The sequence below is a fragment of the Polyangiaceae bacterium genome, from assembly GCA_020633235.1.
Lineage (GTDB): Bacteria > Myxococcota_A > Polyangia > Polyangiales > Polyangiaceae > JACKEA01.
Window position 1 is genome coordinate 968693 of sequence record JACKEA010000002.1, and the last position, 25785, is coordinate 994477.

A 25785-nucleotide genomic window follows, 5' to 3' on the forward strand; every position below is an offset into this window, starting at 1 on the left:
TAGCATGAGCGTCGTGTCCATCCGAGACAACGCTTTCTTCGAGCGGCTCGCGCCCGCCCAGCGCATCCTGGTCGCGGGTGCCGGCGGCGGCTTCGACGTGTACGCCGGGCTGCCCATTGCGCTGGCGCTCATCGGCTCGGGCAAACAAGTGACCCTCGCGAACCTCACCTTCACTTGTCTGGATGCCACCAACACGCCCATGCTCGCGCCACATCTGGGCGGCGTGGTACCCGAGGTCGAAGGCGAGGACGTGTACTTTCCGGAGCGGAACCTCTCCACCTGGCTGCGCGGGCGCGGACTACCAGAAGTGGTGTACGCCTTCGAGAAGGTCGGCGTTCGACCGTTGCGCGCCGCCTACTCCCTGCTGGTGGAGCGGCTCGGCATCGACGCCATCGTGCTGGTGGACGGCGGCACGGACATCTTGATGTTCGGGGACGAAGCCGGATTGGGTACGCCGCAAGAAGACATGACGAGCCTCGCGGCAGTCGCGGGCTTGGACGTCCCCATCCGCCTGGTGGCTTCCATCGGCTTCGGCATCGATGCCTATCACGGCGTATGCCATGCCCATGTGCTCGAGAACATCGCCGCTCTGGATCGCGCGGGCGCCTACCTCGGCGCCTTTTCCGTCTCGCGCTCGTCGCCCGAAGGCGCCGCGTTCCTGGACGCCGTAGCCAAAGGCCAAGACGCCACCCGGGACGTCCGAGCATCGTAAACGGTTCCATCGCCGCCGCGGTCGAAGGCGAGTTCGGCGACGTGCAGTTCACGACCCGCACGGCGAACAGCGAGCTCTTCATCAATCCGTTGATGGCCCTGTACTTCACGTTCGATCTCCCCGGTCTGGCAAAGCAGTCGCACTACCTGCACCTGCTCGAGCACACGGACACGATGTTCGAGGTCAGCGCCACGATAGAGGGCTTTCGTCGCGGGGTCCCACACACACGCCCGCGCCGGGCGATTCCGCATTGACGCGCGCCCGCGCGCGCATCGTTTCGAACGCGCCGCCACCGGGCGCAGGTGCGCTGCACAGGCGCTGTGCGAACCAGAGCGGCAAAATGAGAGCGCCGAGCGTCCGCAAGCTCGTCAACTGAAATCGCATTCGCGATGTCGAATTCTGTCGTCCGCTTCGCACTCGTCTCGGATCGCCATCGCTGCAGAAATTCCGGCCGCTTGGTCCGCCCTCGAGCGACGCGCGGCAACGGCGGCGCCCCCGTCCGCCGCTCTCGCCGGAGTGGCATTGGAGGTGGTCAACCCAGGTGGACAGTGGGTCTGGTCCGGCGCGGAACCCCGCGGCTTGGGTTATCGTAGCGGGATGCGCGCTTGGCCGCTGCTGTCGCTCGTGCTCGTCGGTTGTCCGGCGAGCCCGCCGGCGGCGTCACGGCCCACGGCGGTGGCGCCGCGCGCCCCGGCTTCGGCCGCAGCGGAGGAGATCCCCGAGGTCGCGGAGCACCGGCGCTTGGTGGGGCAGAATCCCGACGGGCTCACGTTCACGATCTCGCTGCCCGACGGCACGCGCTTTCGCCAAGGCGAGCGCATATCCGTGGAGCTCGCGTTCTCCAGCTCGTTGCCCGACACCTTCAAGCTGAACGGTGCGCTGTACGATCGCAGCGGGCGGCTGAAGGTCGACGAGTATCGCGTGTTCCCCGCGGGCACGTCGGACCCTTTGGCGGACTACTTTGGCACGGAGACGGGCTTTGCCGGCGGCGGGCTCCGCACGATGCCCGTGCTCGGCCGGGAGCCGAAGCGCCTGCGCTTCGATCTGAACGAGTGGCAGCGCTTCGACGAGCCCGGTCACTACCAGCTCTATGTCGTGAGCCAGCGCTTGCGCTGGGAGCACCGCGACGCCGCGGACGCCGGCATCCAGAGCCACGCCGTCACGTCCCAGAACATCGTCTCCTTCGACGTGGTGCCGGCGGAGCACGCTTGGCAGGAGCGCACGCGGAAGGCCGCGCTGTCCGTGCTGGACGCCGACAAGAGCAGCGAAGACGACCAGCGCGAGGCCGTTCGCACGCTGCGCTTCCTGGACACGAAAGCAGCGGCGCGGGCGATGGTGTCGCGGCTTCACCGCGAGCAGCTCGGGTATTCCCTCTCGTTCGCTCTGTATGCCATGCGCCACCGGGGCGCCGCGATTCAGGAGCTCGAAGCGCGCCTCGCCAGGCCCGACACGCCCTTCACGAGCGTGATGCTCACCACCCTGGTGATGCTCAGGCTGTGGCACGAAGACCCTCCCGGCACGCGCCACTCACAACAGCATTGGTCCCGCATCCGGGACGACGTCGTGAAGCAGCTGGTGCAAGCGTTGCCCAAAAAGCAGCTGGCGGCGCGCGCATTGTGCGTGGACGCGCTGCTCGGCGTCGGCGGCCAGCTCTCGCCAGAACAGCAGGCAAGCGTGCTCCGAGAGGTGCCCGAAGTGCTCCCCGCCCTGCCCACGGAACGCCTGGACGAGCTCTTGCGCTATCGCTTCTTGCCGCTGAAGAAGCTGCCGCTGGCGGAGCCGCTGAAGCAAGTGCTCGCACGAAGCGACATTTCGCCGGAGCTCCGGCAGATCGCCCTCGAGCGCTGGCTCGTGTTCTCACCCGCCGGCGCCCGCACCATGATGCTCGACGTCATCGAGCGCGGAACGCCGGATCTCGGGCGCCAGGCGATGGACACCCTGACGCTGCTCCCGGACAAGACGCTGAAGGAAGTGGACGGCGCCGTGGTCGGCCGCCTCGAGCGTTGCGCGCCGCGCTGCGATCCCCAGGCCCAGCCGCTGAGCGCAGCGCTCATCCAACGGTTCGCGAGCGCGCGGAGCGCCGCCCGACTCCGCCGCGTGTACCCCACGCTCACCTTCTACGACGACCGCAGCGACGCCGCCTTCATCGCCTACTTCCTGCGGGTGGATCCCACCTTCGGCAAGCAGGCCCTCGCCCGACGGCTGCGGGACAAACCCCCTGGCTCCGCGGTCACGCTGCTGAGCGAGATCGCTCGCCTCGGTTTCCCCAAGCAGGCCGAGCCGGAGCTGATCGCAACGCTCGGTGCGAAGCGGGTCTTCGACGTGACGGTGGCTGCGCGAGAGCTCTCCCGCTACGGCTCGAAGGCCGCGGAGCGCGCGCTCTATCAGCGCCTGTCTGTGTGGAGCAAGAAGTGGCGAGGGCGCGAGCAGGAGCTCGAACGGCCGCTGATCGGCCACACCGAGGGCGGCGACGAAGCTTCGCTGGAAGGTGAGCTGTGGCGCGCCATCGTCCAGGGCCGAGGCTGGCTCACGGATCGCGCCGGCTTCGAGAAGCTTCGCACGCTGCTGCTGCGCGACAGCGAGAAGCAGCAGCTCGACACCCCGATGCAGGAGTGGAAGCGCGGCGCGCTCACCCTGCGCTGGACGCGCACGGACGCCGACGAGCTGCGCGTGAAGCTGGCGCAGTACGAGCTCGAGTCGCGGGCGGAGGTGGAGCAGAAGCTCGCGCAGTTCCCGCGCGGCACGCGCTTCGAGTGGCGTCCCTACGACGACGTGCCGGGAGAGCTCGAACGCGTGCGAAAGATCGTGGCCAAGTACGGCCACACGCTGACGCGACCTTAGACACCACGGGCGCACGCGCTCGACGACAACCGCGACGCATTATGGATATACTGTCACCATGCTGAGACCGACCATCGTCATTCTCGTCGCCATTCTTACGCCGGCCTGCTCGAAGTCCGGACCGACGCCCACTACCAAGGGGAGCTCGGTGTTGAGCTGGAAGCTTGCGGACTCCGACCGGGTGGCGATTCGCAGCGCGGTGACGAGCAACGCCAGCACGAAGCACGTGAGCTACGTCGCACACCCCACGAGCGATACCTCGGTGGCGCTCGCCCTCGACGTGGAAACGGCGACCGTCGCTTTCAAGGAAGATGGGAAGGACGTGACGCACACGGCGCCGATCAAGCTCGAGGCGAAGGCGTCGGACCCCGCCGGGTTCGCGCTGGGTCCCGCTTCCTGCAAGGGACCGCACTATCAGCTTGCTGCGCCCGGCGCTGCGCCCCGCGCCATGGTCCTCACCTGCTACGTCCACGCACGGAGATCCCAGGGCGACGTCGGCTTCCAGCTGTACGTCTACGGAGACGGGACGATCAACGACGGGCAAGTGAAGCCTGCGCCGTAAGCGAACGCTGCACCCGCGCCCGCGGGACGAAGCGGGGCGAGCCTGCCCGCGCGGCCGAGCCAAAAAGATAGGAGGGCTGTTTCCGCGCCGACCCGACAAGCTGCAGGCGGGGAGCTCGAGCTCAGGCCCGTGCAACCGCTCGGTCTACACGCCCTTGTACGAGAGCACGGGCCGGAGCCGCGTCTCGATGCGGGTCAGCTCCTTTTGGGCGCGCATCACCGCGGTGATGGGCTTGTACGCCGACGGCGCTTCGTCCAAGAGACGCTTGGCCATGCCTTCATCGAACCACACGCCGTCCATCTCGCGTTCGAGCTTCTGCACGGTGATGCGCTGGCGCGCAGCGCCGCGGCTCAAGGCGCGGCCCGCCCCGTGAGAGCTCGAGCACAGCGCGCCCGGAAGTCCGCGGCCGCTCACGATGAAGCTCTCTGCGCCCATGGATCCCGGGATGATGCCCGGCTCCCCCTCGCGAGCGGACATGGCGCCCTTGCGGTGGACCCACAGCGCTTCGCCGTCGTGTGTCTCCCGCCGAACGAAGTTGTGGCTGCACGTCACCCGGCTCTCCCAGTCGGCTTCGACCTGAAGCAGCTGACCGAGCGCGTCCACCGCGGCCGTGAGGATCGCCCTGCGACTGAGCTCCGCGAACAGCACCGCCGCATCGTGATCCGAGAGATAGGCACGCCCGGCGTCACTGTCCGCCCGCAGCGCCCGGAGCCCCCCGCCCACGGCCTCCGCCTGCTTCAGATGATGCTGGCGCACCGCGGGACCGAGCCCGCGGGAGCCGGTGTGCACCGTGAGCCAGAGCGTGCCGCCTTCGTCCGCCTGCAGCTCGAGGAAATGGTTGCCGCTCCCCAGCGTGCCGAGCTGCACGGCGCCGCTCTTGTCCAAGGCCTTCTGGAGCGCGGGCGTGGAGAGCCGCAGGGCGGCGAGCGCCTCCGGCAGCGGGCGCTTCGTGCGGTGGCGATTGGTGGGCACTCCGTCGGCAAACGCCTGCAAGATCCGCCCGGCGGAGTGCCGATTCACGATGCCCGCGTGCGCCCCCAAACGCACGCTGGCCATGCCGCAGCCGATGTCTCCGCCCACGGCGTCTGGGTACAGCCCAGCCCGGGACGCGACCACCGCGCCGACGCACACGTTCTCCGCCAGATGCACGTCCGGCATCAACGCAATGCGCTGCACGTCGTCCACGCGCGCGAGCCGCTCCACGGAGCTTCGCACCTCCGCGGACAGCGGCTCGGGCAGCCACGCTTGGGTCTTTTCCGGCAGTGTGCTCATGGTTCACCGTCCCAGTGCGGGAGCACGCAGAACGCGAGGTCCGGCGTGCGCTTGCGAGAAATCTCGGCGGCCACTTGCCGCCTGAGCCAAGGGCGCGCGCTTTCGAGCGCGCCGTGTGTTTCTTCCAGGGAGCTCATGTCACTTTCGTTCGTCGCCATCACGGTGACGAGCAGTCGCGCGCCATCCGGCGCGGGGGTCACGGAATGCACGACCAGGTCGTGCAGGCGGTCGTCGGAGCTGTCGCCCAGGGCAAAGCTCAGGACCTCTTGAATCTGCGCGCACAGTTGCGCGAGCTTGCGGTCGTTTCTCGATGCGTTTCTGATTCGTGTTCTCACGGTGTTCTCCGTGCCCGGCGTACGGGCACACCTATCCCCTGCGCTGCCGTCGTTGGCAGCGCCCAGAGCCCCAGCCGTGGCTCGAAGTGGCGTCGGCGCGCACCGGCCGCACTGCGCCAAACCCGCGAAAATTCCGCAGGTTTGCGCATTCGTTCGCCGTGGCTCAGAGCACGCCACGCGCGGACTTTTCGCGGTTCAGAGAAAACGCGCGCTCAACGGATCACAGACTGGAGGCTCGACCGGTGAGCACCGAGGGCAATGGGCTGCATTGTCGTTCCTCCTTTCTGCGCGAAGCGCGAGTCCGCCCGGAGTGTGCGTCAAGCGCCGTTACAAGTCAACTGCGCGCGCGCTTGTCACGAGCTTCCGCGCCGGACCAACATCCTAATCGTATTCCTGTCGGTCCGCCGCGGAAACCGCGCGCCCCGACGGCGGGACTCACTCAGTTTTCCAGCTTCGAACTGGACGATGCGATCGAGTCATCCCATCCGCTCGAAGCCGTAGATGATCTCGGCCACGGATACCGAAGACGTCGTCAGACGCCCATGCTGTGCGACGTAGGCAGATGCCCTGGAGAGGACAGCGGAGTGCTTTCCTTTGATGGTCTCCGATAGAATGTCGGTGTCGAGCAAACACCTAGTCATCGAAGGAGCGCATCCGGGCGTCGTTTCGGGCCTGATAGGCCAGTGCACACATGGCGTCGACCGCTTCTGGTTCGTCCGCCATCAAACCTAGCAACGAGGGTGCAGCAGACGGCCCAGTTGCCGGAGGCTTGGGCGTGTCTTGGTCGGCCTCGCGCGAGGCGCGCTCTATCAGACGTCGACGCTCATCCAACGGGAGACGCCGAATCGTTGCGAGGAGATCGTCGATAGTGGGGGCGGCCATTCGCAAACAGGATAGCTCAAAAACAATCGCAGAGCTTCCGCGAGCTGAGCACCCGGCCATCCGTTCCGGCCAACGTCACTTCGGCTGACGGATGCCTGACTCCGGCGACAGTCCATCTGAGGCGCTCGCCTGGCCGCCGGCGTGCGGTGGCGGTACGCTCGCGAGCGAGATGCATACGACGAAGTGGACGGTAGGCCTTGTGATCGCAGTGAGCGCAGCGCTCGCCGCGTGCGGATCGAGCTCTGACGACGGCGGCCCGAGCACGGGGGGCAGCGGCGGCGCCGCCGGCGGTGGTGGAAGCGGCGGCGCGGTCCAGAGCGGCACGCAGATCCAGATCGAGAGCGGCGAGGTGGACGGCGAGAGCGCAGATGGCGTTCGCGCTTTCAGGGGCATTCCGTATGCGGAGCCGCCCGTGGGGCCGCGGCGCTTTCAGGCGCCGGAGAAGATCGAGCCGTGGAGCATGCCGTTCGACGCGACCGGCACTCCGAACACGTGTCCGCAGCTGGCGACGGGTAGCAACGCCTTCGAAGGGGACGAAGATTGCCTGACGCTCAACGTGTGGGCGCCCGATCCGGCGCCCAGCGCGCCGCTACCCACCATGGTGTGGATCCACGGCGGTGCGTTCACCGGCGGCTCCGCGGAGGAACCGACCTACGAGGGCGACGAGCTGGTGCGCACCGGCAACGTCGTCGTCGTCAGCATGAACTACCGCCTGGGGCCCCTCGGTTTCTTGGTGCACCCCGCCCTCAGCGGCGAAGCCAAGAACTTGGGCCTGCGCGACCAGCGCTTGGCGCTCGAGTGGGTGCGGGACAACGTCGCGGCCTTCGGCGGCGATCCGAAGAACGTCACCATCTTCGGCGAGTCCGCCGGGGGCGTGAGCGTGTGCGCGCACCTCACCTCCTCCGGAAGCCAAGGGCTGTTCCAGCGCGCGATCTCCGAGAGCGGACCGTGCAGCGCGCTCCTGCCGACGCTGGCCCAGTCCGAGCAGCAGGGCGCGGATCTGGCGCAAGCCGTCGGCTGCACGGACGAAGCGACCGCGGCGGAGTGCCTGCGCGGCAAGACCGCCGAGGAATTGCTTAAGGCGCTACCGCTCAAGTCGGGCGTGTTCTTCGGCAACGGTGCGAGCTGGGGCCCGCTGAACGACGGCGACGTGCTGTCCGAAAACCCCGAGGACGTGATCCTGAAGCAGGGCGCGAACGTACCGGTCATCTTCGGCTCCAACGCGAACGAAGGAGATCTCTTCGTGTACCTCGCGGGGCTCGGCACCATCGGTGAGCCCGCGTACAACACCATTGCCGCCACCTTTGCGTCCGACCTGGGCATCCCGGCGCAGGATCTGCTCGACCAGTACCCCACGGCCGCGTACCCCACGCCGGCGGACGCCTTGAGCGACGCCATCGGCGATGCGGGCTTCGTGTGTCCGATGCGGCGCGCGGTGCGCGGCATTACCGCCCATGGCGGCACGGCGTACCTCTATCACTTCACGCGAGCCATCACGCTCTTGGGCATCACCAAGTCCTTCCACGGTGCGGAGCTCCCCTTCGTGTTCGGCAAGCCGCTCTCCACGTTCACGCCGGACAGCCCGGAAGACGCCGCCCTGTCCAAGGCCATGCAAGGCTATTGGACGGCGTTCGCGGCATCCGCGGATCCCGGCGGCACCGTGGCGTGGCCCAAGTACACGGAAACGGCCGACGAGCACCTCACGCTGGACCACACCATAGCGGTGGGCAGCGCCTTGAAGAAGGACAAGTGCGACTTCTGGGACTCGATCTGACGGGCGCCCACTTCACTCGCCCCAACGCAGTCCGCAGTGGAGACAGCGGTCCGTGATGCCCGAAAACCTCGGACCGTAGAAGAACCGCTCCCCACAGCGTGGGCAGCGCAGGAGCGCCAGAGGCATGTTGGCGACGAAGAACGCGACGCCCCAGCCCAGCAGCGCGCCATTGCCAACGTTCACGTTCCATATGCCCTCCAGCATCCCGGCACCGAAGACGACGACAATGCCGGACACACCAACGACGACCACGAGCCGCAGCCGAGCTCGGGCGCTGCGCCACGCGCGAGCGCGGGCATGCGATTCGCGGGTCATGGCAAGCTCCGCGCCTGTTTCATCGCCGAACAGCTTTCCAGACCAACTGTGCGACGGAGAGCTGCAGGATTCCGCTGAGTCCGCTCGCGGCGGCGTGGACGACCTCCATGATGCGCCGGAAGAGTATCGGCTCGGCCACGAGAACGCGGTTCAGGATCCAGGCCAGCGGTAGCGGCAATCCGAACTGAAGCACCACGCCTACCGAGAAGCCTCGGCCCATCAGACCCGGAAGCAAGACGAGGGGGACGGCCAGCGTGGTCATGATCAGCGACGGCAGGCACGCTTGTGGACCCGTCCAGCTCGCGAGCAGAGGGAAGCACCCGACCCACATGATCAAGTGAACGAGGGACAGCCCCTCCGCGTGGGGCGCGTTCCACAACATCCGCCACTCTCGACGAAGTGCGTCTATCAAGGTGCCCCCGCGTACCCTCGTAGCTCGGTGAGGAGTTTCCCGTACGCCGCGCGCGCCTCGGCCTTCAGAACGGCGGTCACCGTAGCCCAGTCTACCCTCGACAACGCATCTTCCAGAAACACGACCCCGACGTCCGGGCGCCCGCGGTCCCGGCAGTACGCGGCGAAGGCGCCAATGCTCTGCAACCGCCCGAATGCCGACAGGCGCTCCTCTTCCAGCAGCGCACGCGCGAACGGCTCGACCTCTTCGAGCGGTCGCTTGCACAGCTGCAGCGCGGTCAGCCGCAACCGGAGCAGCCAAGCCTGGGCCTCTAGCTTGTCACGCTCCGCCGTGGCGATCTGGGTCTCCATTCGCTCGAGGTGCGCAGCCACGTGTTCGAAACTCTCGCTCGAGCACGCGAGCAGCACCCGGCGAGATTCTTCCAGGAACTGTTCCGCGTCCATCGCCATCCACCGCCCAGCGCGAAGACTAGCCCCAGGCGGGCGTCGTGCACACCCATCCATACGCACTACCGCGCGCTCTTCAGATCCCTCAGCGCTGGCGTTCCGTCGCCACCGTGCTGCAGGGCCGCGGCGACCAGCACGACGCACAGTGCGATGACCCAAGGGCCCTTGCCGTCCGGTCCCGTGGCGAGCGTCGTCGCAGCGACAACACAGGCGGCGAACGCCACCGTGTTCCACACGAACCTCAGAATCTGAATCATCCTCGACAGCCTCTCGGGCCGACGCGCCGCGCTCAACCTCCCAAGCATAGCTCCGCAATCCCAGTCAGTCTCCGCGAGACGGCATTTGTCGCGTCCTTCGCAACGCCCGAGGATGAGCGCCCCCCCCGGAGAAGTTCGGAACGGTTGGAGCGGCGCCTTGGTACCATGTGGGAGGCGTGTTGAAACTTCATGTCTCACGCGAAACGGTCGAGACCACCTACAAGAGCGGCTCGACCTCCACCAAGGCTGTCGTGGCCCTGTCGACCGACGAGCGCCGGACCGTGGTGATAGCGGTGGGAGAGACGAGTGACGACCTTGACCGCAACATCAACCCCCTGAAGGCGCCCGTGCGCCCTACCCTCCTTCACCCGGGAGCTGACCCCTGGTGGGATGCGAACTGGCGTTGGCCCCCTTCTGCTCCGGTTGGAGGCCCGCCACCAGCCGCGAGCTCGCAGGTCCTGGTCATCTGGCCGCTGCGCAAGGATACGTGGTCCCCGCCGATGGCAGACGCTCTGTTCAGGTACGTCGTTCTCCGTGCGACGGGAAGCGGATGGCGCGCAGCACTATTCCCTCCTCCAATCGAGGTTGCCGTCGACGATGACTTCGACGACACAGAGTACGCAGAACTGGTCGATGTCCTGCGTGGGAACTTTGGTCTGCTGCACGTGCGCCTACCACAAAACAGGAAGGTCTCTCCGCCGGCCAGCCAACGGATGGGGCTGCTCGCCAAGGCGAGCGCCTGGGCTGCTTTGCTTTTCCTTCTCGTTCTTTGGCGCGTCGACCTTCCGTGGAAACCTGCTTGCGGCGCGCTCGCGTCGGCGGCCGTGGTCTTGCTCACGTTGCTCAGCACGCGACTGCAAGGAGCACCCTTGAAGGCCGCGAATCGACGGGTTCCGAGTTGACCGCCTCAGCGCATCCCTCCGCCAATCGTGTGATCGGGTTGGCCGACGCCTCGTCGCCGACGGGGGCGACGTCCCCGCACGTGATAGGCTCCGTCGTGCCGTTGAACACGCTGTTCGAGAAGCTCGAGGGAGCGCACGCTGGAATTCGTCTCTACGGCATCGCGCCTCCCAAGCTCGCAACGGAGCCGGAGCGGCTACGCGCAATCGCCGCCCAACAGATGGCCCGAGTGCGCGCGCTCGCGCCGGACGGGCTCGTCGTCTACGACATCCAAGACGAACCGGGCCGCACTGGCCAAGCCAGACCTTTCCCGTTCCTGCCCACGGTGGATCCCGAGAAGTACGCGCACGGCGACCTTGCCGAGCTGGCGCTTCCGAAGATCGTGTACCGATCCGTGGGCGCACAGCCGCGCGAGGCGTTTTCGAGCTGGCTCCGAGCAGTAGCAACGGCCCCCGAACGGCAACTCAGCGTCTTCGTCGGCGCGCCCAGCCGTCGGTCGCGCGGCCCGGGGCTTTCCCTGTTGGAGGCGTACGCGGAAGCGGGCGCTGTCCCCAACTTGCTGTTCGGTGGCATCGCCATCGCGGAGCGCCACGCCGAGAAGGAAGACGAGCACGCCCGAATGCTCACGAAGCAGAGCCGCGGTTGCCGCTTCTTCATCACGCAATCGGTGTACGACGCCGCGTCGACGAAGTCGCTTCTGTCCGACTACGCTCTATCACTGCAGGCACACGGCCGCTCGCCCGCTCCAGTGGTGCTCACGTTCTCGCCGTGCGGCTCGGTCCGCACCCTGGAGTTCATGAAGTGGCTCGGGATCTCGTTTCCTCGTTGGCTCGAGAACGAGCTCCGCAACTCGCCCGACACGCTGGAGCGATCGATCGACCTGTGCGACAGCGTGTTCGCGGACGTGCACCAGTACGCGCGTGAGAAACAGCTGCCCATCGGCATCAATGTGGAGAGCGTCTCGATCCGAAAGGCGGAGATCGATGCGTCGGTCGAACTCTACACACGGCTGAGCGCCCGTCTCGACGCATAGGGCGCCGCGCTACGCATTTGTTGGCCGCTCCCGTCTCGGCGAGTTGCACTCCTAAACCTATTGGTTTATGAAACCATATGGTTTTGGATACGTCCCCGCGGCTGGACCGGGTTTTCCATGCGCTGGCGCACCCAGCGCGGCGCGCGATGATTCGCCAGCTCTCGGATGGGGAGCGGAACCTCAGTGAGCTCGCGGCTCCGTTGAAGATGACGTTTCCCGCAGCCACCAAGCACGTGCGCGTGCTGGAGGGGGCCAAGCTCGTCCGTCGCCGCGTCGTCGGCCGCGAGCATCTTTGCCGCCTGAATGCCGGGCCGCTGAAGGAAGCGATGCTCTGGACGGAGTCGTTCCGTCAGAGCTGGGAAGCGCGGTTCGGAGCGCTGGACTCACTTCTCGACGAAATGAAGGCCGAGGACCCATCGCGGGGTCGTCGCCGTTGAACACCGAGGACCACATGAACAAGCAGCTGCAGATCTCCACTCCCTCCGACACGACCATCGTCCTGGCCCGCGCGTTCAACGCCCCACGTCACCTCGTGTGGGAGGCAATGTTCACGCCGGACCGGATGCGTCGTTGGATGCTTCCCCCTCCCGGTTGGACCATGACCACTTGTAGCTGCGTCATGCGTGTGGGAGGCGCCCTCGAGGTGGCCTGGAAGAGCGACGAGGCGGATCCGGCCATGACGCTGCGAGGCGTGTTCACCGAGGTGAGCCCGCACGAGCGGGCCGTTCACACCGAGATCATGGCGCTCGGATCGGGCCAGCTGATCGGCTCGCTCGTGGAGAAGCACGAGTTCTTCGACGAAGGCGCTTTCACCACCATGCGCATCACGCAAACCTACGACTCCAAGGAAGCCCGCGACGGCGCCCTCGCGTCCGGCATGGATGAGGGCATGGAGGCCTGCTACCAGCAGCTCGATACCGAGCTCGCATGAACGACCGACTTCGAGGATGCGTCAGCTGGCGAATGCAAAATGGCGCATCCCCCAAATGTTGTGGCTGATGTTGTTGGTCCGCCGCGGAACCACGCGGCCGCAACGTCAGCGTGGGTTGCAGGGAGATGTAGGCGAAACTGTCGTTCAGTCCTGGGTTCGGGCACCGAATCCGTGGGCAGTTGCTGACCGAGCGGCACCGCAGCGCGCACCTCCCGCGCGTACCAGCAGGCCGTTGTTGACGCAGTAGTCCCCAAGCGCCCGCGCGATCGGCACCATTGACACCGCCTCCGCGCCGCGGGCGAGAACGAGTAGCTGGTAGCCCTCCGTCATGCCAACGATGTTCGCCTGGTGACGCGGCCAACGGATTGCCAACTTCCAGGTGGCGATTGCTGCTGCCCCGAACAACCCCACACTCCGCGGCAGCCCCGTAGACGAGCGCCCACCCCGAACGCGCGGTGAGATCCTGTGGGATATCGGCGCCACCGTCAGGACCCTCAATTAGCGCCTGGGTCTTAGTGTTTGCTTTCGCGCCCGGAACCCCGTGCTTCTCGTGATTGGGGACGGGAGGAGACTGCTCAAACAGACTGGAAGGGGAATCGGGAAACGTGCCCGTGGCGTCAACAACATCGACGTTCGGGAAGCTGATCTCCTGACTGGAGGAAGGTCCACACGGCTCTGCTGTCCGGGCTTGCCCACAAGGATGTGGATGTTCCACTGACTGAGAGGATCGGTCTTCTTCGCCGGCGCCTTACCCGGACCATCGCCGTCGCCCGAGCACGAAACCGCAAGCGTAAGGCAACAAAGCAGGAAGATGGCGCGAGAGTACCAGTAGGGATTGCTCATGTTTCTACCCTCAGTTCGAACCAGCACAGCATCGGAAACCAAGCTCCGGATACTTATCCAGCACCTTGCCTTTTCCGTGAGTGGCACACGCAGGCGCAGACAGACTTAGATACGACCCTCCCCAAGCTTCCGGGTCGTTCAGTGGCGGTTTCTCCGCCCACTCCGCCGCATTCCCGCTCAGGTCAAAGACGTCGTCGAAGGGTGACTTCAGGCCGCTGCACCCGGGCTTCGACTTCACTTGAGCGAGCGCCGTGCTCTGGGGAGCCGTAACGCACGCGTTCGGATCCGACGTCGCGCCGTACGGGTAGTCCGTCGTGCCGCCTTGGCTGCACACGTAGTACCACTCCCCCGCACCTGGCGGACCGGATGGCACACCGCCGGCAAGGTCCCCGCACAGGCGCTTGCCGGCCCAGGAGCAGTAGGTCGCCGCGTCGCACCAATCGACGCAGGTAACCGGGTGATTGGGGTTCGTGGTGGGATCAAACGCGCCCGTTGCGCAAGCAGTCTCCGATACTGCAAGCCCCGGCACGAAGTTCAGGTTGTTGAAGCAGTCCGCGGGTTGGCCCGTGAGGTCGCTCCCCTTCGCGATCAAGAACTCCGCGTACTGCGCGCGCGTGACCTCCGTGGAGTCGATGCAGAACGCGCCGATGTTCACCATCGTGGGGCCGGCAGTGCCGGGACATCCCGCGCCGCTGCCCGCTGCGCCCGCGCTACCGCTCGCACCAGAGCTGCCACCACTTCCCGACTGGCCGCCGCTCGCTGCGGCGCCGCCGGCACCTGCCGAGGATCCCGCTACACCGCCGGTGCCACTACCGCCATCCGCGCCTGCGCTGCCACCACCACCGCAATCGCACGCTCCCCAAGTCCCGTCCGCGCCGCACACCTGCCCGCCAGCGCACGCACCAGGTCCGGTACATGCTTGCGTCGCTCCAACTGGCGAACACTTCCCGCCGGTGTCCGCAGGGCTGTCGTCCGAGCCGCAAGCGCCGACAGCAAATACCAACACGGATGCGACCACCGCACCGCGAGCCCAAACCGCAGCAACACTTCCACGTTGTGCTTTTCGCATTTCCGAAGCCTCCCGCTGCTTCGTGTTCCCGCGCCCTGATTCCTCCGCCGCCTAGGTCGCGGATACCAGAGACACGATCCTTACATTCTGTGTGCCGATGTGCGTTCCTGTGTTCCAGATTAGCCGAGCAAGGAGTAGCCCTTGCCCTCCACGTTGATGATGAGCGTTCCAGCCGGCCCCAGCTTCCGCTGCACGCGCGACTTGAGCGCGTAGCGCGCTCCCCTCTCCTTTCCGAGAATTGAGGTCACCATCCGTGATGTCGTCCAGCACGTAGCCCACGCTCTTGCCCTGCAGGTACTTGTTGAAGTTCGTGTCCGTCGGCGGCAAGCCATTTGCCATGGCAGCGGTCCCGACGATCTGCTGGCGAAGGGCCGCACGTACGCTGCCGAGCTTGGCAGGCGTGATCTCGTTGCCGGGCACGACAACACCCGCGGTTTCGACGATCTGGACCGCCGCCTGCTGGCCAGTCGTTCGCACATCCCGATCCGCGACGCGCGCTCCGAAGTCCGCCCCGTATCCGCTTTCGAGGATGCTTTGCGGCGAGGTTCCGCCACACGCCGGATCCGCCGTGTAGAACGGCAGAACACCCGCAAAGCTCGAAACGCCAATGGGCGACAGCTCCCAGCGGCCTCCCACGACGCGAATCGCGTGAGCGAGGGACCCGAACTTCCCGTTCTCGTCGCCACGCACACCCCAAGCGATCTCCGAGCCTCGCGACGGATCCGTCGCCCTCGCCCGCCGCTGCGCCGCCGACGCCAAGTCCGCCTCCACGGACTTGTCGATGAGCTCGTCCAGGAGCCGACTTGCGGAACGGAGGATCTGCGTCTGGATCCGCAGGCGCGACTCGGCTCTCTCCGGAATCCCCGCAGGTCCATTTGGCGGGAAGTAGTATGGGAAAGCGCCAAACAGCCACGATTCGTTGCTGGCCCCATAGCCCGCAGGGTCTGAAGCCGCGTTTGTATACGCCGAAGCACACGAGTTGGTATTTGCCGGGTAGTTGACGAACCAAGAATCGTTCGCGGCGAGCGTTGCGAGCATGTAGATGGCCAGGTCCCGTGCCACGAAGCGGTCCTTGTTGGCCTGCGGTGGTATGGTCCAGGGCCCGGGCGGAAAGTCAGGGAGTGTCGGCGCCTTGGTCACCTCGGTCCATGTGATGGTTCGAATCGAGCTACTGATGTCGGCCAACTGGCCAGCCATGCAGAGCAACGCTTCGTCATAGGCCAGCAGTTTGTCGCAGCTGTCTGGCGGGCCATCGGAGGCGGGGAAGACGCTCCATCCCGGCACCGGCGTCGAACTCCACGGCGGAACCACCGCTGTGCCTTCAAGGTGGCGATTGTTACTTCCTCTCACGACGCCGCATTCGGCGGCGGCGCCATACACGAGGGCCCAACCCGAGCGTGAGCTGAGATCCTGCTGGATATCAACGCCCCCGTCCGGTCCCTCAACGAGCGCCTGCGGTTTGCTCTTCGCTTGCGCCGCGGCAGCGTCGTGGCTGTGCTGCGTAGGGCTTGGCGGCGGCTGCTCTAGCAGCTTGGCAGGTGAACTCGGCAGTCCGCCTGACGCGTTGACAACCTGTACGTTGGGGAAACTGATCTCCGGGACAGGACTCAGATCCACCCGGGTCTGTTGTCCGGGCTTGCCCACGTACAAGTGGATATTCCACTGGCTCAAGGGGTCGACCTTGTTCGAAGGCGCCTTGTGGGAACCGTCCGTGTCGCTTGAGCACGAAACAGCAAGCGCGAGGAAGATGAGAAACAGAACGGTGTGTGCGTGATTGCGAACTTGCGTGATCATGTTCCAGTCTCCTCACTTCGAATCGGCACAGCACCGAAACCCAAGCTCCGGATACATCTGGAGCACCTTGGCGGTTCCCCAGATCCCGCACTTGGCGGTGGACAGGGCGCGATACGAAGCGCCCCAAGCTTCCGGGTCGGCGAGCGGTGGTTTCCGCGTCCATTCCGCCGCGTTGCCACTGATGTCGTAGACATCGTTGAACGGCTGCGACTGCCCAGTACACCCGGGCTTCGACTTGACCGGCGCGAGCGCCGTGCTCTGAGGAGCCGTAACGCACGCGCTCGGATCCGACGTCCCGCCGTACGGGTAGTCCGTCGTGCCGCCTTGGCTGCACACGTAGTACCACTCCCCCGCACCTGGCGGACCGGATGGCACACCGCCGGCAAGGTCCCCGCACAGGCGCTTGCCGGCCCAGGAGCAGTAGGTCGCCGCGTCGCACCAATCGACGCAGGTAACCGGGTGATTGGGGTTCGTGGTGGGATCAAACGCGCCCGTTGCGCAAGCAGTCTCCGATACTGCAAGCCCCGGCACGAAGTTCAGGTTGTTGAAGCAGTCCGCGGGTTGGCCCGTGGGGTCGCTCCCCTTCGCGATCAAGAACTCCGCGTACTGCGCGCGCGTGACCTCCGTGGAGTCGATGCAGAACGCGCCGATGTTCACCATCGTGGGACCGGCAGTGCCGGGGCATCCCGCGCCGCTGCCCGCTGCGCCCGCGCTACCGCTCGCACCAGAGCTGCCACCACTTCCCGACTGGCCGCCGCTCATGCGGCGCCGCCGGCACCTGCCGAGGATCCCGCTACACCGCCGGTGCCACTACCGCCATCCGCGCCTGCGCTGCCACCACCACCGCAATCGCACGCTCCCCAAGTCCCGTCCGCGCCGCACACCTGCCCGCCAGCGCACGCACCAGGTCCGGTACATGCTTGCGTCGCTCCAACTGGCGAACACTTCCCGCCGGTGTCCGCAGGGCTGTCGTCCGAGCCGCAAGCGCCGACAGCAAATACCAACACGGATGCGACCACCGCACCGCGAGCCCAAACCGCAGCAACACTTCCACGTTGTGCTTTTCGCATTTCCGAAGCCTCCCGCTGCTTCGTGTTCCCGCGCCCTGATTCCTCCGCCGCCTAGGTCGCGGATACCAGAGACACGATCCTTACATTCTGTGTGCCGATGTGCGTTCCTGTGTTTCCGGATTAGCCGAGCAAGGAGTAGCCCTTGCCCTCCACGTTGATGATGAGCGTTCCAGCCGGCCCCAGCCTCCGCTGCACGCGCGACTTGAGCGCGTAGCGCGCTCCCCTCTCCTTTCCGAGAATCGGATCCAGCTCTTCGTGCGGAATGACTTGGTTGCGTTTCGCGTCCAGCGCTCGAAGGAAGGCGTATTCCTGGTCAGCGAGCCAGATCCCACGGCCTCTCACACGCACCGCCTTCTCCTCCGCAAGCACCTCCAACAGCGGAAGAGCTAGCTGGGCGCCGCAGTGCCTCGCCGCGGAAGCCACGCTGGCGATCAGCACTTCCGGACCGTCACCTTTCATCACGAACTGGTCCGCAGCTCTGCGGAGCGCCGCCGCCTTCACCTCGCGATCCGTGGTGCCACTCAGCGCGATGATCTGACCGTCGAAGCCGCGATCGCGTAGCAGCTCGCCCACCTCGATCCCGCTCTGGCCTTGGTCCAAGGCGATGTCCAAGATCAGGATTTGGTAGGGATCCGCCGCATTTCGCTCCAAGATTTCCGCGGCCGTGGTGAAACCCATGGCGAAGTAGCCCTGCTGCTTCAGAAGCCGGAGGGTCGTGCGCACCGTCGCCTCGTCGTCATCTACGACGAGCACGCCGATAACCTCGTCGTCCCCGCTTCCCGCGCCCACTCTTCTGGACCTCATGATACCCGGCTCTCTCGGCCGGGGTCACCTGGTAGTTTCGCTTCAAATCGCCAACCGTGTTCGCGTGCGACAGCAGTCGTCGCTCGCCCCGCGGATCTCCGCGGAATCGCTAGCAACGCAAAAGAACGTCATCCGTCATGTGGGAGGCATACGCGGCGGGCAGTTGTCCCTGTCCTCAACGCGCAAGCGCTGACCAACATCGCCACCTCTCCCCCCTGCGATCGATCTCGTCGCAGCGTATGGTCACTGCATCCAGTGACCTGCCCTCACGGCTGCGCCCTCAACCACGCCCTCAGCGCGTCTTCAAACGCGCGCATCGTCGGCCAACGTTCCTCGGGATCGCGCTCGATGGCACGACCCACCACTCTGGAGAGCGGCCAGTCGAAATCGCCAACGACTGCCAGAGGCGGGGCCACCCACTGCCGTTCGTCTTCGTAGAACACCACCCCGCCCGTCAGTATTTCGTACAGCGTGACCCCCAGCGCCCACACGTCACAGCGTGCGTCCAAACCCTGGCCAGTCAGATACTCCGGCGCGATGTAGCTCGGCGTTCCGAAGACTTCGTCCGAGACGGGTTCGCCAATCGAAACAAGACCGAAGTCGATCAGCACGGTCTGCCATGCCCGTTTCACCAGGATGTTGGCCGGCTTCACGTCGCGGTGGATGAACCCATGGTCGTGCATCAACGCGAGCGCATTGGCGACGGGAAGCAGCGTGGAAACCGCGTTGCGTGGCGGCAACCGCCGTAGCGTATCCAGGCCCTGGCCCGCGATCAGCTCCATCGCGATGAAGGGCGTGCCAAACGAAAGCCCAGTCGAATCGTAGAGCTCGGGCAGTGCCGGGTGAGTCAGCTCGCTCAGCACCGCGACCTCCTTCTCGAGACCGCGCCGGCACCGCTCCATCTGTCTGGCCAAGGTGGAGCCCTCCGGGATCTGGATACACGCCGCCTTCACGGCGACCTCGCGGTTCAGCCGCGTGTCGTGGGCTCGCCACACCGCCCCCATGCCCCCGAGCCCAATCTTCTCCAACAGCTCGTAGCGCTTCCCGAGCGTCAGGAACCCTCGCCGCGTATGCCCCAAACGTTGCGTCATCCCCACATCCCTCGTCTCGCTCACGCCGCTACGCGCGGCCCATGCACGCCAAGCCAGTCACCTCGTCCAACTGCTCACCACCCTGAGGTGAGTAGCACGCGCATTCCCGCGCCGCGCTGTCTGCGCAGTTCTTCCGCATGCAGCTGGGTGCCCAAGTGCACGGTCGTCAATGCGGAGCCGGTCGGCAGGGCAAGCGGCTGCTGACGGATCGCCTGCAGAACGCCACCGAGCTCATCGGAAGCCAGCGCCAGCGCGAAGCATCCGCTCTCGCCAGCCGACACGCCATGCCCGCGCTGCGCACTGGGCTGGAGAATCCCTCCCTCTTCAGGTTCATGTTGGTCCGCCGCGGAACCTCGCGCGCGGCCTCTCGGGTCCCCGCAAGCACAGGAGCCGCCGTGCTCGGACAAGCTCCCCGAAAGATTGAAGGGTGCGCAACAAGCGCCAACGGCACCTTCGGAGCCGTGCCTCGCCAAGTCGGAACCAAGTTCGGATCGAGCGGCGTCAGCGCTCTTGCCGATCACCGTCACGTTCCTAGGTTGTCCATGGTCGGACATGCTTATGCTAGGCATGTCCGTCGGAGGCAACCATGAGCAGCCAGTGCCAGATCTCAGCCACGATCTCGGAGGCCACCAAGGAACGGCTCGACCGGTTCACCGAGAGCCATGGGCTGAAGAAGAACTTCGTGGTGGAGCAGGCGCTGCTCTACTTCATGGAGGCCCGCCGCGAGCTACCCGATGAGGCCCTCGTTCCCGCTCGCCTGGTGGTCGAGGACAAGGCCTTCGAGCGCATCGCCGACCTGGTCCAAAGCCCACCCGCGCCGACGACGGCCCTGCGGGAGCTGATGCGTGGCGAAGACGATTGAGATCCGTCCCCTCGCCAAGGAAGACAACCGCAGCGGCTTCTCGTGTGGGCGGGCCGACCTCGACCGTTTCTTCGAACACTACGCGAGCCAGAACCAGTTCAAGCTGCACCTGGCGGTCACCTACGTCGCGGTCGCAAAGTCTCGCATCGTCGGCTTTGCCACAGTCGCGGCGTCCTCGATCGAGCGGGCGAGCGTGCCGAGCGCCCGCCTGCGAAAGCGCCTGCCCGCCTATCCGCTGCCGGTGCTGCGTCTGGCCCGTCTGGACGTCGACACGCGGGCCCAGGGCCTCGGCATCGGCTGGAGGCGGCGCCGTCAGGTACCGGTATCGAGTTGCCGCTCGTTCGACTCACGCGTACGCTAGACGCCGTGGCAGCGAAAGACATTGACGAGCTCGTGAAGCTGCTGCACCGCCTCGGTCCGGCAGAGATTGCGAAGGTGCGGGACATCCTCGATCAGCTGCCCAGCCGGGTTGCTGAGACCCGTCCGAGTTTTGGCGCGTTTTCTGGGGTGCTCTCCCAGGAGGACGCGGACCTGATGTCCGAAGCTGAACAGGACTGCGAACACGTCGATGCAGCGTCCTGGTAGAATACTGGCTGACACAAACGCCATTATCGCGCTGCTGCGGGGAGATGAGGGAGTTGCTGAACTCCTCGATGCCGCGCCGGAGGTGCTGCTGTCCGCCGTGGTCTTGGGAGAGCTGACCTACGGCGCCCTGAACTCACGCGCCGTGGACGCGAACCTGGCGAAGCTGTCGGACCTCGCACGACAGTGCCGTTTTGTACCCGTAGACGAGCCCATCGTGGCCGAGTACGGGCGCGTGAAAACGGAGCTGAAGAAACAGGGGCGCCCTATTCCCGAAAACGACATCTGGATTGCCGCATCTGTGCTGGTCAACGATGCAAGTCTGCTTACGGCGGATGCGCATTTCGAGCATATCCACCGCTTGAATCTGATCCGCGTTCCGGCGCCTGGCTAGCGAATCGCGCGTTGAATCCGCGGATGCGTTGTCGCTCCACCGGTGTCGTTCGACAATCCGTCGGTGAAGACGCCCGCGATCTCGCTGCCCCGCGACTGGTCCGACAATGTCCAGCGCGGATGGCTTTGTGCCATCGCACTTGCCTGCCCATCGCGGCGTGACGTTCGTCCGCGCCTGGGCCGAGAACAGTCCGCTGCATCGCGTCTGCCTCGCTGGCGAGCTCACATTGGCCCGCGCACAGCTCGCCGTCGCCGAGCGCGAGCGTCGACTCCTGCGTGCCCGATTCGAGCGGGTTCCGGCGGCCAATCGCCCGCACTTCGCTCCGGCGGAACGGCTCGAGATCCTGGCCCTCAAATCCGCGACCGGATGGACCGCCGCTGAGCCGGCTCCGCAAGCTGAACGAGCTCCTGGCCGAGCGCACGGAGCGCTCGGCGCTGGCGCTCCGCCGGCTCACCGGGCCGGTGACCGTGACTCCAGAGAAGCCAGAGGTCGGCCGGCCCTACTTCCGCGTCCGCTGCAAGTTCGATAGCTTGAACTTGTTGGAGGTCGCGGATGGTGGTTCGATTTCATTGCAATGGTGGAGGCGCCGGGAATCGAGCCGGCGATGAAAGAGGCTCGCGCTAGCGCAGCACGAGAGTCGCCATCCGAGTTATCGCAACTCAAAGGAGGCCTGTTCCCGGCCACAAAATGGCAAAAGCCCTTTCGGGCTTTTGCAAAGTGGAGGCGCCGGGAATCGAACCCGGGTCCGCAAGGCGTCCAATCAACCTTCGTTCACGTGCGTAGTCACAATTGACCCTGTGACGGGGCTTCGTGGATTCGGCCACGCCCTAGCCTTCGCCTTTTTCTCGGTCGCCCTATCGAAAGCACCCTCAGGCAACCCAGCCCTAGTGGTTGGCGCCCTTCCGCTACCAGGACGATCTTGCGGTTGGACGGCTATCACGGGTTATTAGGCCGCGAGAGCTTCGATTGCGTTGTCGTTCGCAACTAATACGTCCCGGGTTTTGACTGGGCCGGGAGCCAGTGCACGCAGATTGATCTTCAGTCCCCACGTCGAAACCGATCGCCCCCGTAGTGGGGTGATTGGCGTGAGTGGGCACAATGTAGGTCAGCGCCCGCACAATGCAACAGGCGTGACTGCTCCACCCCGTTTTCCCGCGGGTTTCAGCGATCTCGCAGCTTCTCGATGCGGCGCCGGACCTCGTCCGCGTTGCGCGGTGTGGGGTCCGAGGCGAGGTAGCGCTCGAAGACGGCGATGGCTTTGTCCGTGTCGCCCATGAGCTCGTAGCAGGACCCGATATTGTAGAGGACCGGCGCCGCGCAGCTGATCTCGTACGCATGCTCGAACTTCTTGGTGGCGCCGGCGTAGTCGCCGCGCTCGAAGTCCTGCAAGGCGTCCTGGAACAGATCACGAGCCGCCGCCCGGTCGGCGGCCGTGGCGTTGTCGTTGCACGCGGCGAGTCCCCTCACCGACTGCGGCGGCGCCGCCGTGGGTTCGTCGTCGGCTTCGTCGTCTTCGGCCTCGGCCGAGGCCGTCGGCACCACGACGACGCCGTCGTTCGCCGCCCGCGGCGGCTGCTTTTCGCCGCAAGCGCAAGCGACGAGACCGCCCACCAAAAACCACGCGATCCGCTTCACCACGCGCCACGCTACAGCGCCGCTCCCCTCCTTGTCGACGCTGGCCATCATTCCACGTGGCTTCACGATGCGTTCCAAAGGTTCCAATGGACTGCATGACAGCCGTCGCCATACTGAGCCGTGGAGGGTTCATCGTGACATCGAAGCTTTTTCACGCCGTCGTCGGAGTCGGCATTTCGCTTGGGAGCGTTGCTGCGTGCGGCGGCAGCATCGCGAAAGATGGGGACGCCTTCGCGAGCCCCGACGCCGCCACGCCTTTGCCACCAAAGCCCGAGGCCGGTGTCCAAGCGGACGCGGGCGCGCCGGACGTGTTCGTCGCGCCGGACGCCGCCACGCCGCCCGACGCCGCCACGCCGCCCGACGCAGCGCTCGACAGCCCGCCGGACATCGTCGACGCAGCCTTCTGCGACGCGGCTTGGCCCATCACCAAGTCCGGCCGAGAGGTGTGCGGCGCGTTCGACGCCTGCGAGCAGATCGCCGCACCGTGGTGCTTCGGCCCGGGTCCGGAAGGCACCTGCCAAATGTATCCCCTCGAGTGCGTGGGCGCCGAGTGGCACTGCATGGGCAACTCGAAGGCCGTGGACAACGGAGATTGGCCCACCTCATGTCAGTAGCGGAGCACTCGCCGCGGGGCCGTTGGGGCGGTCGCGTCACGCACAAGCCGCTGCCGGAGCAAGATCCCGCCATCGACGCGCTGTCGCCGGCGGCGCGCCGCAAGCTCACGGGGATTTGGCTCAGCCGCGCTGCCATGGAGCGCCGCGTGGCCGACTCCTTCACCGTGATCGCGGGGGCGCTCCGCCGGCGCGGCGCTCCCTCCGATCTCGTCGAGCTCGCCGAGCGCGCCATCGACGACGAATACCGCCACACGGAGCTCAGCCGCGTCGTCGCCTCACGCTTCGCCGGCCGCGAGCTGTCGAGCCCACCGCGCCTCCCCCTCGAGGTGCCCGCGCACAAGGGCGCGTCTCCACAGCTGCGCGACACTCTGCACATCGTCGGCCAGTGCGTGCTCAACGAAACCACCGCCACGGCGTTCCTGGAAACCTGCCTCGCCCACGCCACCGGCACGCTCGCGCGCCGCGCCCTCAAGGAGCTCTTGAGCGACGAGATCGATCACGGTCGCATCGGTTGGGCGCACCTCGCCACCACCAACGCCGACACGCGACAGAGCGTCGGTCGCTGGATCTTGCCCATGGCGTACTTGAACCTGCGCGTGTGGAAAGAAGAGAGCCCGATCGATCCCGAGCACCTGCCGGAGCTCGGCGCCCACGGCGCACCGCCGGGCGAGATCATCCACGCAGCCCTGGTCGATGCGCTGCGAACGCTCATCGTACCGGGCTTGAAGAAGCTGGAAGTGCCGACCGGCGCCGTCGAGCGTTGGCTCGACGCCGGCGCCTTCACGGATCGCCCGCCGGCGGAGCTGATGGACTGAAACCGCGCCCCCATGGCACCGTTCCCGGATGCCCGCCGCACCGCCGTCCCCGCTGTTCTTCGCCAAGAACCTCTCGGCCTGGCGGCGCTGGCTCCGCAGCCATCACCAAAAGCAGCGCCCCGTGTGGCTCGTGTTCCGAACGCTACGCCCGCAGGTTCACGCCCCGCGTGGATCCCGAGCAATGGTCCGACAGCAACCTGGAGCGCTTGCGGCGCTTGCTGCCCGCCGGTCGCATGCAACCCGCCGGCCTCGCCGTCGTCTCCAAGCGTGTGCTGCGCATCGCGGAAAAGCCGCAAGCGAAGAAGGCGCCCCGTAAGTAGCCGCCGTCACGGAGCCGGTGGCGGCTGACAGCGCCAGCTCACCAGGCAGCCACCGCCCATCATCGCGCCCGCGCTGACCAGCTCCGCGCCCCGCGCCGTACGACGGATGCGGAAGTTCACCACCCGGCAGCGCGCTTCCCAGCCCATGTGCTCCGCTTCTTCCACCGTCGCCCAGTAGCGGTTGGACAGCGGCCGCGTAGACTTCGCGGCCACCACGGCGGGCGCAAAGTATGCCTCCACCACCCACGGCTGCCGCCACATCACCCTCCGCCCCGTCTCCCCCGTGAGCGCGAGCGCGAAGAGCGTTACCGGCACCGCCGCCAGATAGCTGAGCACTACCGCAGCGGACACCGAGAGCAGCCACGCGACGCGTCGCATGTCGTATTCAACTCGCGGAGGGCCGGTGTGCTTGGGTCGGACCGTGGGGTTCCGCGGCGGACCGACATTTTCACGATCATGGTGTTGGTCCGCCGCGGAAAAAGCCCGCCCCGCCCGCCGCGGCGAGCCCCGAGCTGCGGGGCCCGCCCGGCGAAACGCTCACTTTTCCAGGGGTTTGTGCACGAACCACCAGTCGAAGCCCTCGTACTGCGCGAGGCGCTCCCGGGCCGTCTTCACGTCCTTGGCGGGGGGCACGATCACCCGATCACCGATGAGCTCGTTGTTGGGCCAGTTCGCAGGAACTGCGCCTTGCGCGTCGGAGAGCTGCAACGCCTTCACGGCGCGCACGACCTCGTCGATGTTCCGACCGATCTCCTGCGGGTAGTAGAGCACCAGCCGTACCTTTCCTTGCGGATCGCCGATGAACACCGCGCGCACGGTGTTCGAGCCCTTGCCCGGATGGAGCATGCCGAGCTGGCTGGCAATGGCATCGTTGGCGGCGACCACCGGGAAGGTGATCTCCACGTTGAGCTTCTCCTTGATCCAGTCGATCCACTTGATGTGCGAGAACACCTGGTCCACGCTCATGCCGATCAGCGTGGTGTTCAGCGCTTCGAAGTCCGCAGCGCGTCGCTGAAACGCGACGAACTCGGTAGTGCACACCGGCGTGAAGTCCGCCGGGTGGCTGAAGAGCACGAACCACTTGCCCGCGAGATCCTTCGGGATGCTCATCGGACCGTGCGTGGTCTGCACCTCGAGGTTCGGAAAGTCGTCGCCCAAGAGGGGCATGTTGAGCTTGGTTTCCATCATTGGCCTCCTTGGATCGTTCGAGCCAGGAGGCG

The 25785-nt window shown here is 66.3% G+C and carries 29 protein-coding genes, 1 other RNA gene and 1 pseudogene; 15 read left to right on the forward strand and 16 right to left on the reverse strand.

The features are described 5' to 3' along the window. The first annotated feature begins 4 nt into the window (after positions 1–4). The 3 genes and pseudogenes from H6717_14780 (at position 5) to H6717_14790 (ending at position 4115) form a co-directional block, all read left to right on the forward strand. Positions 5–966, forward strand: a pseudogene (locus H6717_14780) (DUF1152 domain-containing protein). A 343-nt stretch (positions 967–1309) separates the two neighbouring features. Beyond that, positions 1310–3553, forward strand: a complete 2244-nt coding sequence (locus tag H6717_14785) for a hypothetical protein (GenBank protein ID MCB9578288.1) — start codon at positions 1310–1312, stop codon at positions 3551–3553. Positions 3554–3611: 58 nt separating this feature from the next. Further along, positions 3612–4115, forward strand: coding sequence for a hypothetical protein (locus H6717_14790; GenBank protein MCB9578289.1), 504 nt, complete (start codon positions 3612–3614; stop codon positions 4113–4115). A 144-nt stretch (positions 4116–4259) separates the two neighbouring features. On the opposite strand, the gene H6717_14795 is transcribed toward H6717_14790, so the two are convergent. The 3 genes from H6717_14795 to H6717_14805 form a co-directional block, all read right to left on the reverse strand. Further along, the gene (locus H6717_14795) at positions 4260–5387 is read right to left on the reverse strand and encodes an RtcB family protein (protein MCB9578290.1); all 1128 of its coding nucleotides are present in this window, start codon (positions 5385–5387) and stop codon (positions 4260–4262) included. Next, complete coding sequence (locus tag H6717_14800) at positions 5384–5722, reverse strand: ribosome-binding factor A (protein ID MCB9578291.1); 339 nt, start codon at positions 5720–5722, stop codon at positions 5384–5386. Before H6717_14800 ends, H6717_14795 begins: the two co-directional genes overlap by 4 nt. A 476-nt stretch (positions 5723–6198) precedes the next feature. Continuing rightward, a complete protein-coding gene (locus H6717_14805) occupies positions 6199–6363 on the reverse strand; it encodes a hypothetical protein (protein MCB9578292.1) in 165 nt (54 codons plus the stop codon). 410 nt (positions 6364–6773) lie between these two features. Here H6717_14805 and H6717_14810 point away from each other — a divergent pair, with 410 nt between their 5' ends. After that, positions 6774–8378 (forward strand): carboxylesterase family protein, encoded by a 1605-nt coding sequence (locus H6717_14810; GenBank protein ID MCB9578293.1) that lies wholly within the window; start codon positions 6774–6776, stop codon positions 8376–8378. 12 nt (positions 8379–8390) lie between these two features. On the opposite strand, the gene H6717_14815 is transcribed toward H6717_14810, so the two are convergent. Genes H6717_14815 through H6717_14830 form a run of 4 tightly spaced genes read right to left on the reverse strand, consistent with a single transcriptional unit; the run spans position 8391 to position 9808 of the window. After that, positions 8391–8693, reverse strand: a complete 303-nt coding sequence (locus H6717_14815; GenBank protein MCB9578294.1) for a hypothetical protein — start codon at positions 8691–8693, stop codon at positions 8391–8393. A gap of 19 nt (positions 8694–8712) precedes the next feature. Beyond that, positions 8713–9075, reverse strand: a complete 363-nt coding sequence (locus tag H6717_14820) for a hypothetical protein (protein MCB9578295.1) — start codon at positions 9073–9075, stop codon at positions 8713–8715. Between the two features lie 26 nt (positions 9076–9101). Then, positions 9102–9554, reverse strand: coding sequence for a hypothetical protein (locus tag H6717_14825; protein ID MCB9578296.1), 453 nt, complete (start codon positions 9552–9554; stop codon positions 9102–9104). 59 nt (positions 9555–9613) lie between these two features. Further along, positions 9614–9808 (reverse strand): hypothetical protein, encoded by a 195-nt coding sequence (locus H6717_14830; protein ID MCB9578297.1) that lies wholly within the window; start codon positions 9806–9808, stop codon positions 9614–9616. Positions 9809–9984: 176 nt separating this feature from the next. On the opposite strand from H6717_14830, the gene H6717_14835 reads away from it, so the two are divergent. The 4 genes from H6717_14835 to H6717_14850 all read left to right on the forward strand — a co-directional run bounded on the left by H6717_14835 (position 9985) and on the right by H6717_14850 (position 12672). Further along, on the forward strand, positions 9985–10710 hold the full coding sequence (locus H6717_14835; protein ID MCB9578298.1) for a hypothetical protein: 726 nt from the start codon (positions 9985–9987) through the stop codon (positions 10708–10710). Positions 10711–10928: 218 nt separating this feature from the next. Further along, the gene (locus H6717_14840; GenBank protein MCB9578299.1) at positions 10929–11741 is read left to right on the forward strand and encodes a 5,10-methylenetetrahydrofolate reductase; all 813 of its coding nucleotides are present in this window, start codon (positions 10929–10931) and stop codon (positions 11739–11741) included. A gap of 77 nt (positions 11742–11818) precedes the next feature. Further along, entirely contained in the window at positions 11819–12178 is a 360-nt protein-coding gene (locus H6717_14845) for a winged helix-turn-helix transcriptional regulator (GenBank protein ID MCB9578300.1), read from the forward strand. Positions 12179–12192: 14 nt separating this feature from the next. Then, the gene (locus tag H6717_14850; protein ID MCB9578301.1) at positions 12193–12672 is read left to right on the forward strand and encodes an SRPBCC domain-containing protein; all 480 of its coding nucleotides are present in this window, start codon (positions 12193–12195) and stop codon (positions 12670–12672) included. Positions 12673–13525: 853 nt separating this feature from the next. Here the strand turns inward: H6717_14850 and H6717_14855 are convergent. From H6717_14855 to H6717_14875, 5 genes are all read right to left on the reverse strand, one after another. Continuing rightward, positions 13526–14398 (reverse strand): SUMF1/EgtB/PvdO family nonheme iron enzyme, encoded by an 873-nt coding sequence (locus tag H6717_14855; GenBank protein ID MCB9578302.1) that lies wholly within the window; start codon positions 14396–14398, stop codon positions 13526–13528. A gap of 237 nt (positions 14399–14635) precedes the next feature. Beyond that, on the reverse strand, positions 14636–16378 hold the full coding sequence (locus H6717_14860) for a hypothetical protein (GenBank protein MCB9578303.1): 1743 nt from the start codon (positions 16376–16378) through the stop codon (positions 14636–14638). Between the two features lie 12 nt (positions 16379–16390). Beyond that, a complete protein-coding gene (locus tag H6717_14865; protein MCB9578304.1) occupies positions 16391–17140 on the reverse strand; it encodes an SUMF1/EgtB/PvdO family nonheme iron enzyme in 750 nt (249 codons plus the stop codon). Positions 17141–17568: 428 nt separating this feature from the next. Next, positions 17569–18252, reverse strand: coding sequence for a response regulator transcription factor (locus tag H6717_14870; protein ID MCB9578305.1), 684 nt, complete (start codon positions 18250–18252; stop codon positions 17569–17571). Between the two features lie 266 nt (positions 18253–18518). After that, on the reverse strand, positions 18519–19343 hold the full coding sequence (locus H6717_14875; GenBank protein MCB9578306.1) for a serine/threonine protein kinase: 825 nt from the start codon (positions 19341–19343) through the stop codon (positions 18519–18521). Positions 19344–19929: 586 nt separating this feature from the next. Here H6717_14875 and H6717_14880 point away from each other — a divergent pair. The 4 genes from H6717_14880 to H6717_14895 are packed head-to-tail and all read left to right on the forward strand — an operon-like array spanning position 19930 to position 21181. Beyond that, positions 19930–20205, forward strand: coding sequence for a hypothetical protein (locus H6717_14880; protein MCB9578307.1), 276 nt, complete (start codon positions 19930–19932; stop codon positions 20203–20205). After that, positions 20189–20566: a hypothetical protein gene (locus H6717_14885; GenBank protein ID MCB9578308.1), complete on the forward strand. Its 378-nt coding sequence runs from the start codon at positions 20189–20191 to the stop codon at positions 20564–20566. Before H6717_14880 ends, H6717_14885 begins: the two co-directional genes overlap by 17 nt. A 5-nt stretch (positions 20567–20571) precedes the next feature. Next, on the forward strand, positions 20572–20790 hold the full coding sequence (locus H6717_14890) for a hypothetical protein (protein ID MCB9578309.1): 219 nt from the start codon (positions 20572–20574) through the stop codon (positions 20788–20790). Beyond that, positions 20774–21181: a type II toxin-antitoxin system VapC family toxin gene (locus H6717_14895; protein MCB9578310.1), complete on the forward strand. Its 408-nt coding sequence runs from the start codon at positions 20774–20776 to the stop codon at positions 21179–21181. The genes H6717_14890 and H6717_14895 overlap by 17 nt, the downstream gene beginning before the upstream one ends. A gap of 715 nt (positions 21182–21896) precedes the next feature. Here H6717_14895 and ssrA read toward each other — a convergent pair. Together ssrA and H6717_14905 are read right to left on the reverse strand one after the other, a co-directional pair. Continuing rightward, positions 21897–22249: a transfer-messenger RNA gene (ssrA, locus tag H6717_14900) on the reverse strand. A gap of 93 nt (positions 22250–22342) precedes the next feature. Then, positions 22343–22882 (reverse strand): tetratricopeptide repeat protein, encoded by a 540-nt coding sequence (locus tag H6717_14905; protein MCB9578311.1) that lies wholly within the window; start codon positions 22880–22882, stop codon positions 22343–22345. Positions 22883–22950: 68 nt separating this feature from the next. On the opposite strand from H6717_14905, the gene H6717_14910 reads away from it, so the two are divergent. The 3 genes from H6717_14910 to H6717_14920 all read left to right on the forward strand — a co-directional run bounded on the left by H6717_14910 (position 22951) and on the right by H6717_14920 (position 24565). Further along, the gene (locus H6717_14910; protein MCB9578312.1) at positions 22951–23430 is read left to right on the forward strand and encodes a hypothetical protein; all 480 of its coding nucleotides are present in this window, start codon (positions 22951–22953) and stop codon (positions 23428–23430) included. Then, positions 23421–24245 carry a hypothetical protein gene (locus tag H6717_14915; protein ID MCB9578313.1) on the forward strand — a complete coding sequence of 275 codons (825 nt, stop codon included), beginning with the start codon at positions 23421–23423 and terminating at the stop codon, positions 24243–24245. Before H6717_14910 ends, H6717_14915 begins: the two co-directional genes overlap by 10 nt. 167 nt (positions 24246–24412) lie before the next feature. Continuing rightward, a complete protein-coding gene (locus tag H6717_14920) occupies positions 24413–24565 on the forward strand; it encodes a hypothetical protein (protein MCB9578314.1) in 153 nt (50 codons plus the stop codon). A 6-nt stretch (positions 24566–24571) separates the two neighbouring features. Here H6717_14920 and H6717_14925 read toward each other — a convergent pair whose 3' ends face one another. Further along, on the reverse strand, positions 24572–24943 hold the full coding sequence (locus H6717_14925; protein ID MCB9578315.1) for a hypothetical protein: 372 nt from the start codon (positions 24941–24943) through the stop codon (positions 24572–24574). Positions 24944–25102: 159 nt separating this feature from the next. After that, a complete protein-coding gene (locus tag H6717_14930) occupies positions 25103–25753 on the reverse strand; it encodes a peroxiredoxin (GenBank protein MCB9578316.1) in 651 nt (216 codons plus the stop codon). Positions 25754–25785: the final 32 nt, after the last annotated feature.

Bases quoted from the DNA above. Each gene is read 5' to 3' on its own strand.
- H6717_14785 (MCB9578288.1), top strand. From the start codon at position 1,310: ATGCGCGCTTGGCCGCTGCTGTCGCTCGTGCTCGTCGGTTGTCCGGCG.
- H6717_14790 (MCB9578289.1), top strand. From the start codon at position 3,612: ATGCTGAGACCGACCATCGTCATTCTCGTCGCCATTCTTACGCCGGCC.
- H6717_14795 (MCB9578290.1), bottom strand. From the start codon at position 5,387: ATGAGCACACTGCCGGAAAAGACCCAAGCGTGGCTGCCCGAGCCGCTG.
- H6717_14805 (MCB9578292.1), bottom strand. From the start codon at position 6,363: ATGACTAGGTGTTTGCTCGACACCGACATTCTATCGGAGACCATCAAA.
- H6717_14810 (MCB9578293.1), top strand. From the start codon at position 6,774: ATGCATACGACGAAGTGGACGGTAGGCCTTGTGATCGCAGTGAGCGCA.
- H6717_14815 (MCB9578294.1), bottom strand. From the start codon at position 8,693: ATGACCCGCGAATCGCATGCCCGCGCTCGCGCGTGGCGCAGCGCCCGA.
- H6717_14820 (MCB9578295.1), bottom strand. From the start codon at position 9,075: ATGTTGTGGAACGCGCCCCACGCGGAGGGGCTGTCCCTCGTTCACTTG.
- H6717_14825 (MCB9578296.1), bottom strand. From the start codon at position 9,554: ATGGCGATGGACGCGGAACAGTTCCTGGAAGAATCTCGCCGGGTGCTG.
- H6717_14830 (MCB9578297.1), bottom strand. From the start codon at position 9,808: ATGATTCAGATTCTGAGGTTCGTGTGGAACACGGTGGCGTTCGCCGCC.
- H6717_14840 (MCB9578299.1), top strand. From the start codon at position 10,929: ATGGCCCGAGTGCGCGCGCTCGCGCCGGACGGGCTCGTCGTCTACGAC.
- H6717_14845 (MCB9578300.1), top strand. From the start codon at position 11,819: ATGGTTTTGGATACGTCCCCGCGGCTGGACCGGGTTTTCCATGCGCTG.
- H6717_14850 (MCB9578301.1), top strand. From the start codon at position 12,193: ATGAACAAGCAGCTGCAGATCTCCACTCCCTCCGACACGACCATCGTC.
- H6717_14860 (MCB9578303.1), bottom strand. From the start codon at position 16,378: ATGATCACGCAAGTTCGCAATCACGCACACACCGTTCTGTTTCTCATC.
- H6717_14865 (MCB9578304.1), bottom strand. From the start codon at position 17,140: ATGAGCGGCGGCCAGTCGGGAAGTGGTGGCAGCTCTGGTGCGAGCGGT.
- H6717_14870 (MCB9578305.1), bottom strand. From the start codon at position 18,252: ATGAGGTCCAGAAGAGTGGGCGCGGGAAGCGGGGACGACGAGGTTATC.
- H6717_14875 (MCB9578306.1), bottom strand. From the start codon at position 19,343: ATGACGCAACGTTTGGGGCATACGCGGCGAGGGTTCCTGACGCTCGGG.
- H6717_14880 (MCB9578307.1), top strand. From the start codon at position 19,930: ATGAGCAGCCAGTGCCAGATCTCAGCCACGATCTCGGAGGCCACCAAG.
- H6717_14895 (MCB9578310.1), top strand. From the start codon at position 20,774: ATGCAGCGTCCTGGTAGAATACTGGCTGACACAAACGCCATTATCGCG.
- H6717_14915 (MCB9578313.1), top strand. From the start codon at position 23,421: ATGTCAGTAGCGGAGCACTCGCCGCGGGGCCGTTGGGGCGGTCGCGTC.
- H6717_14925 (MCB9578315.1), bottom strand. From the start codon at position 24,943: ATGCGACGCGTCGCGTGGCTGCTCTCGGTGTCCGCTGCGGTAGTGCTC.
- H6717_14930 (MCB9578316.1), bottom strand. From the start codon at position 25,753: ATGATGGAAACCAAGCTCAACATGCCCCTCTTGGGCGACGACTTTCCG.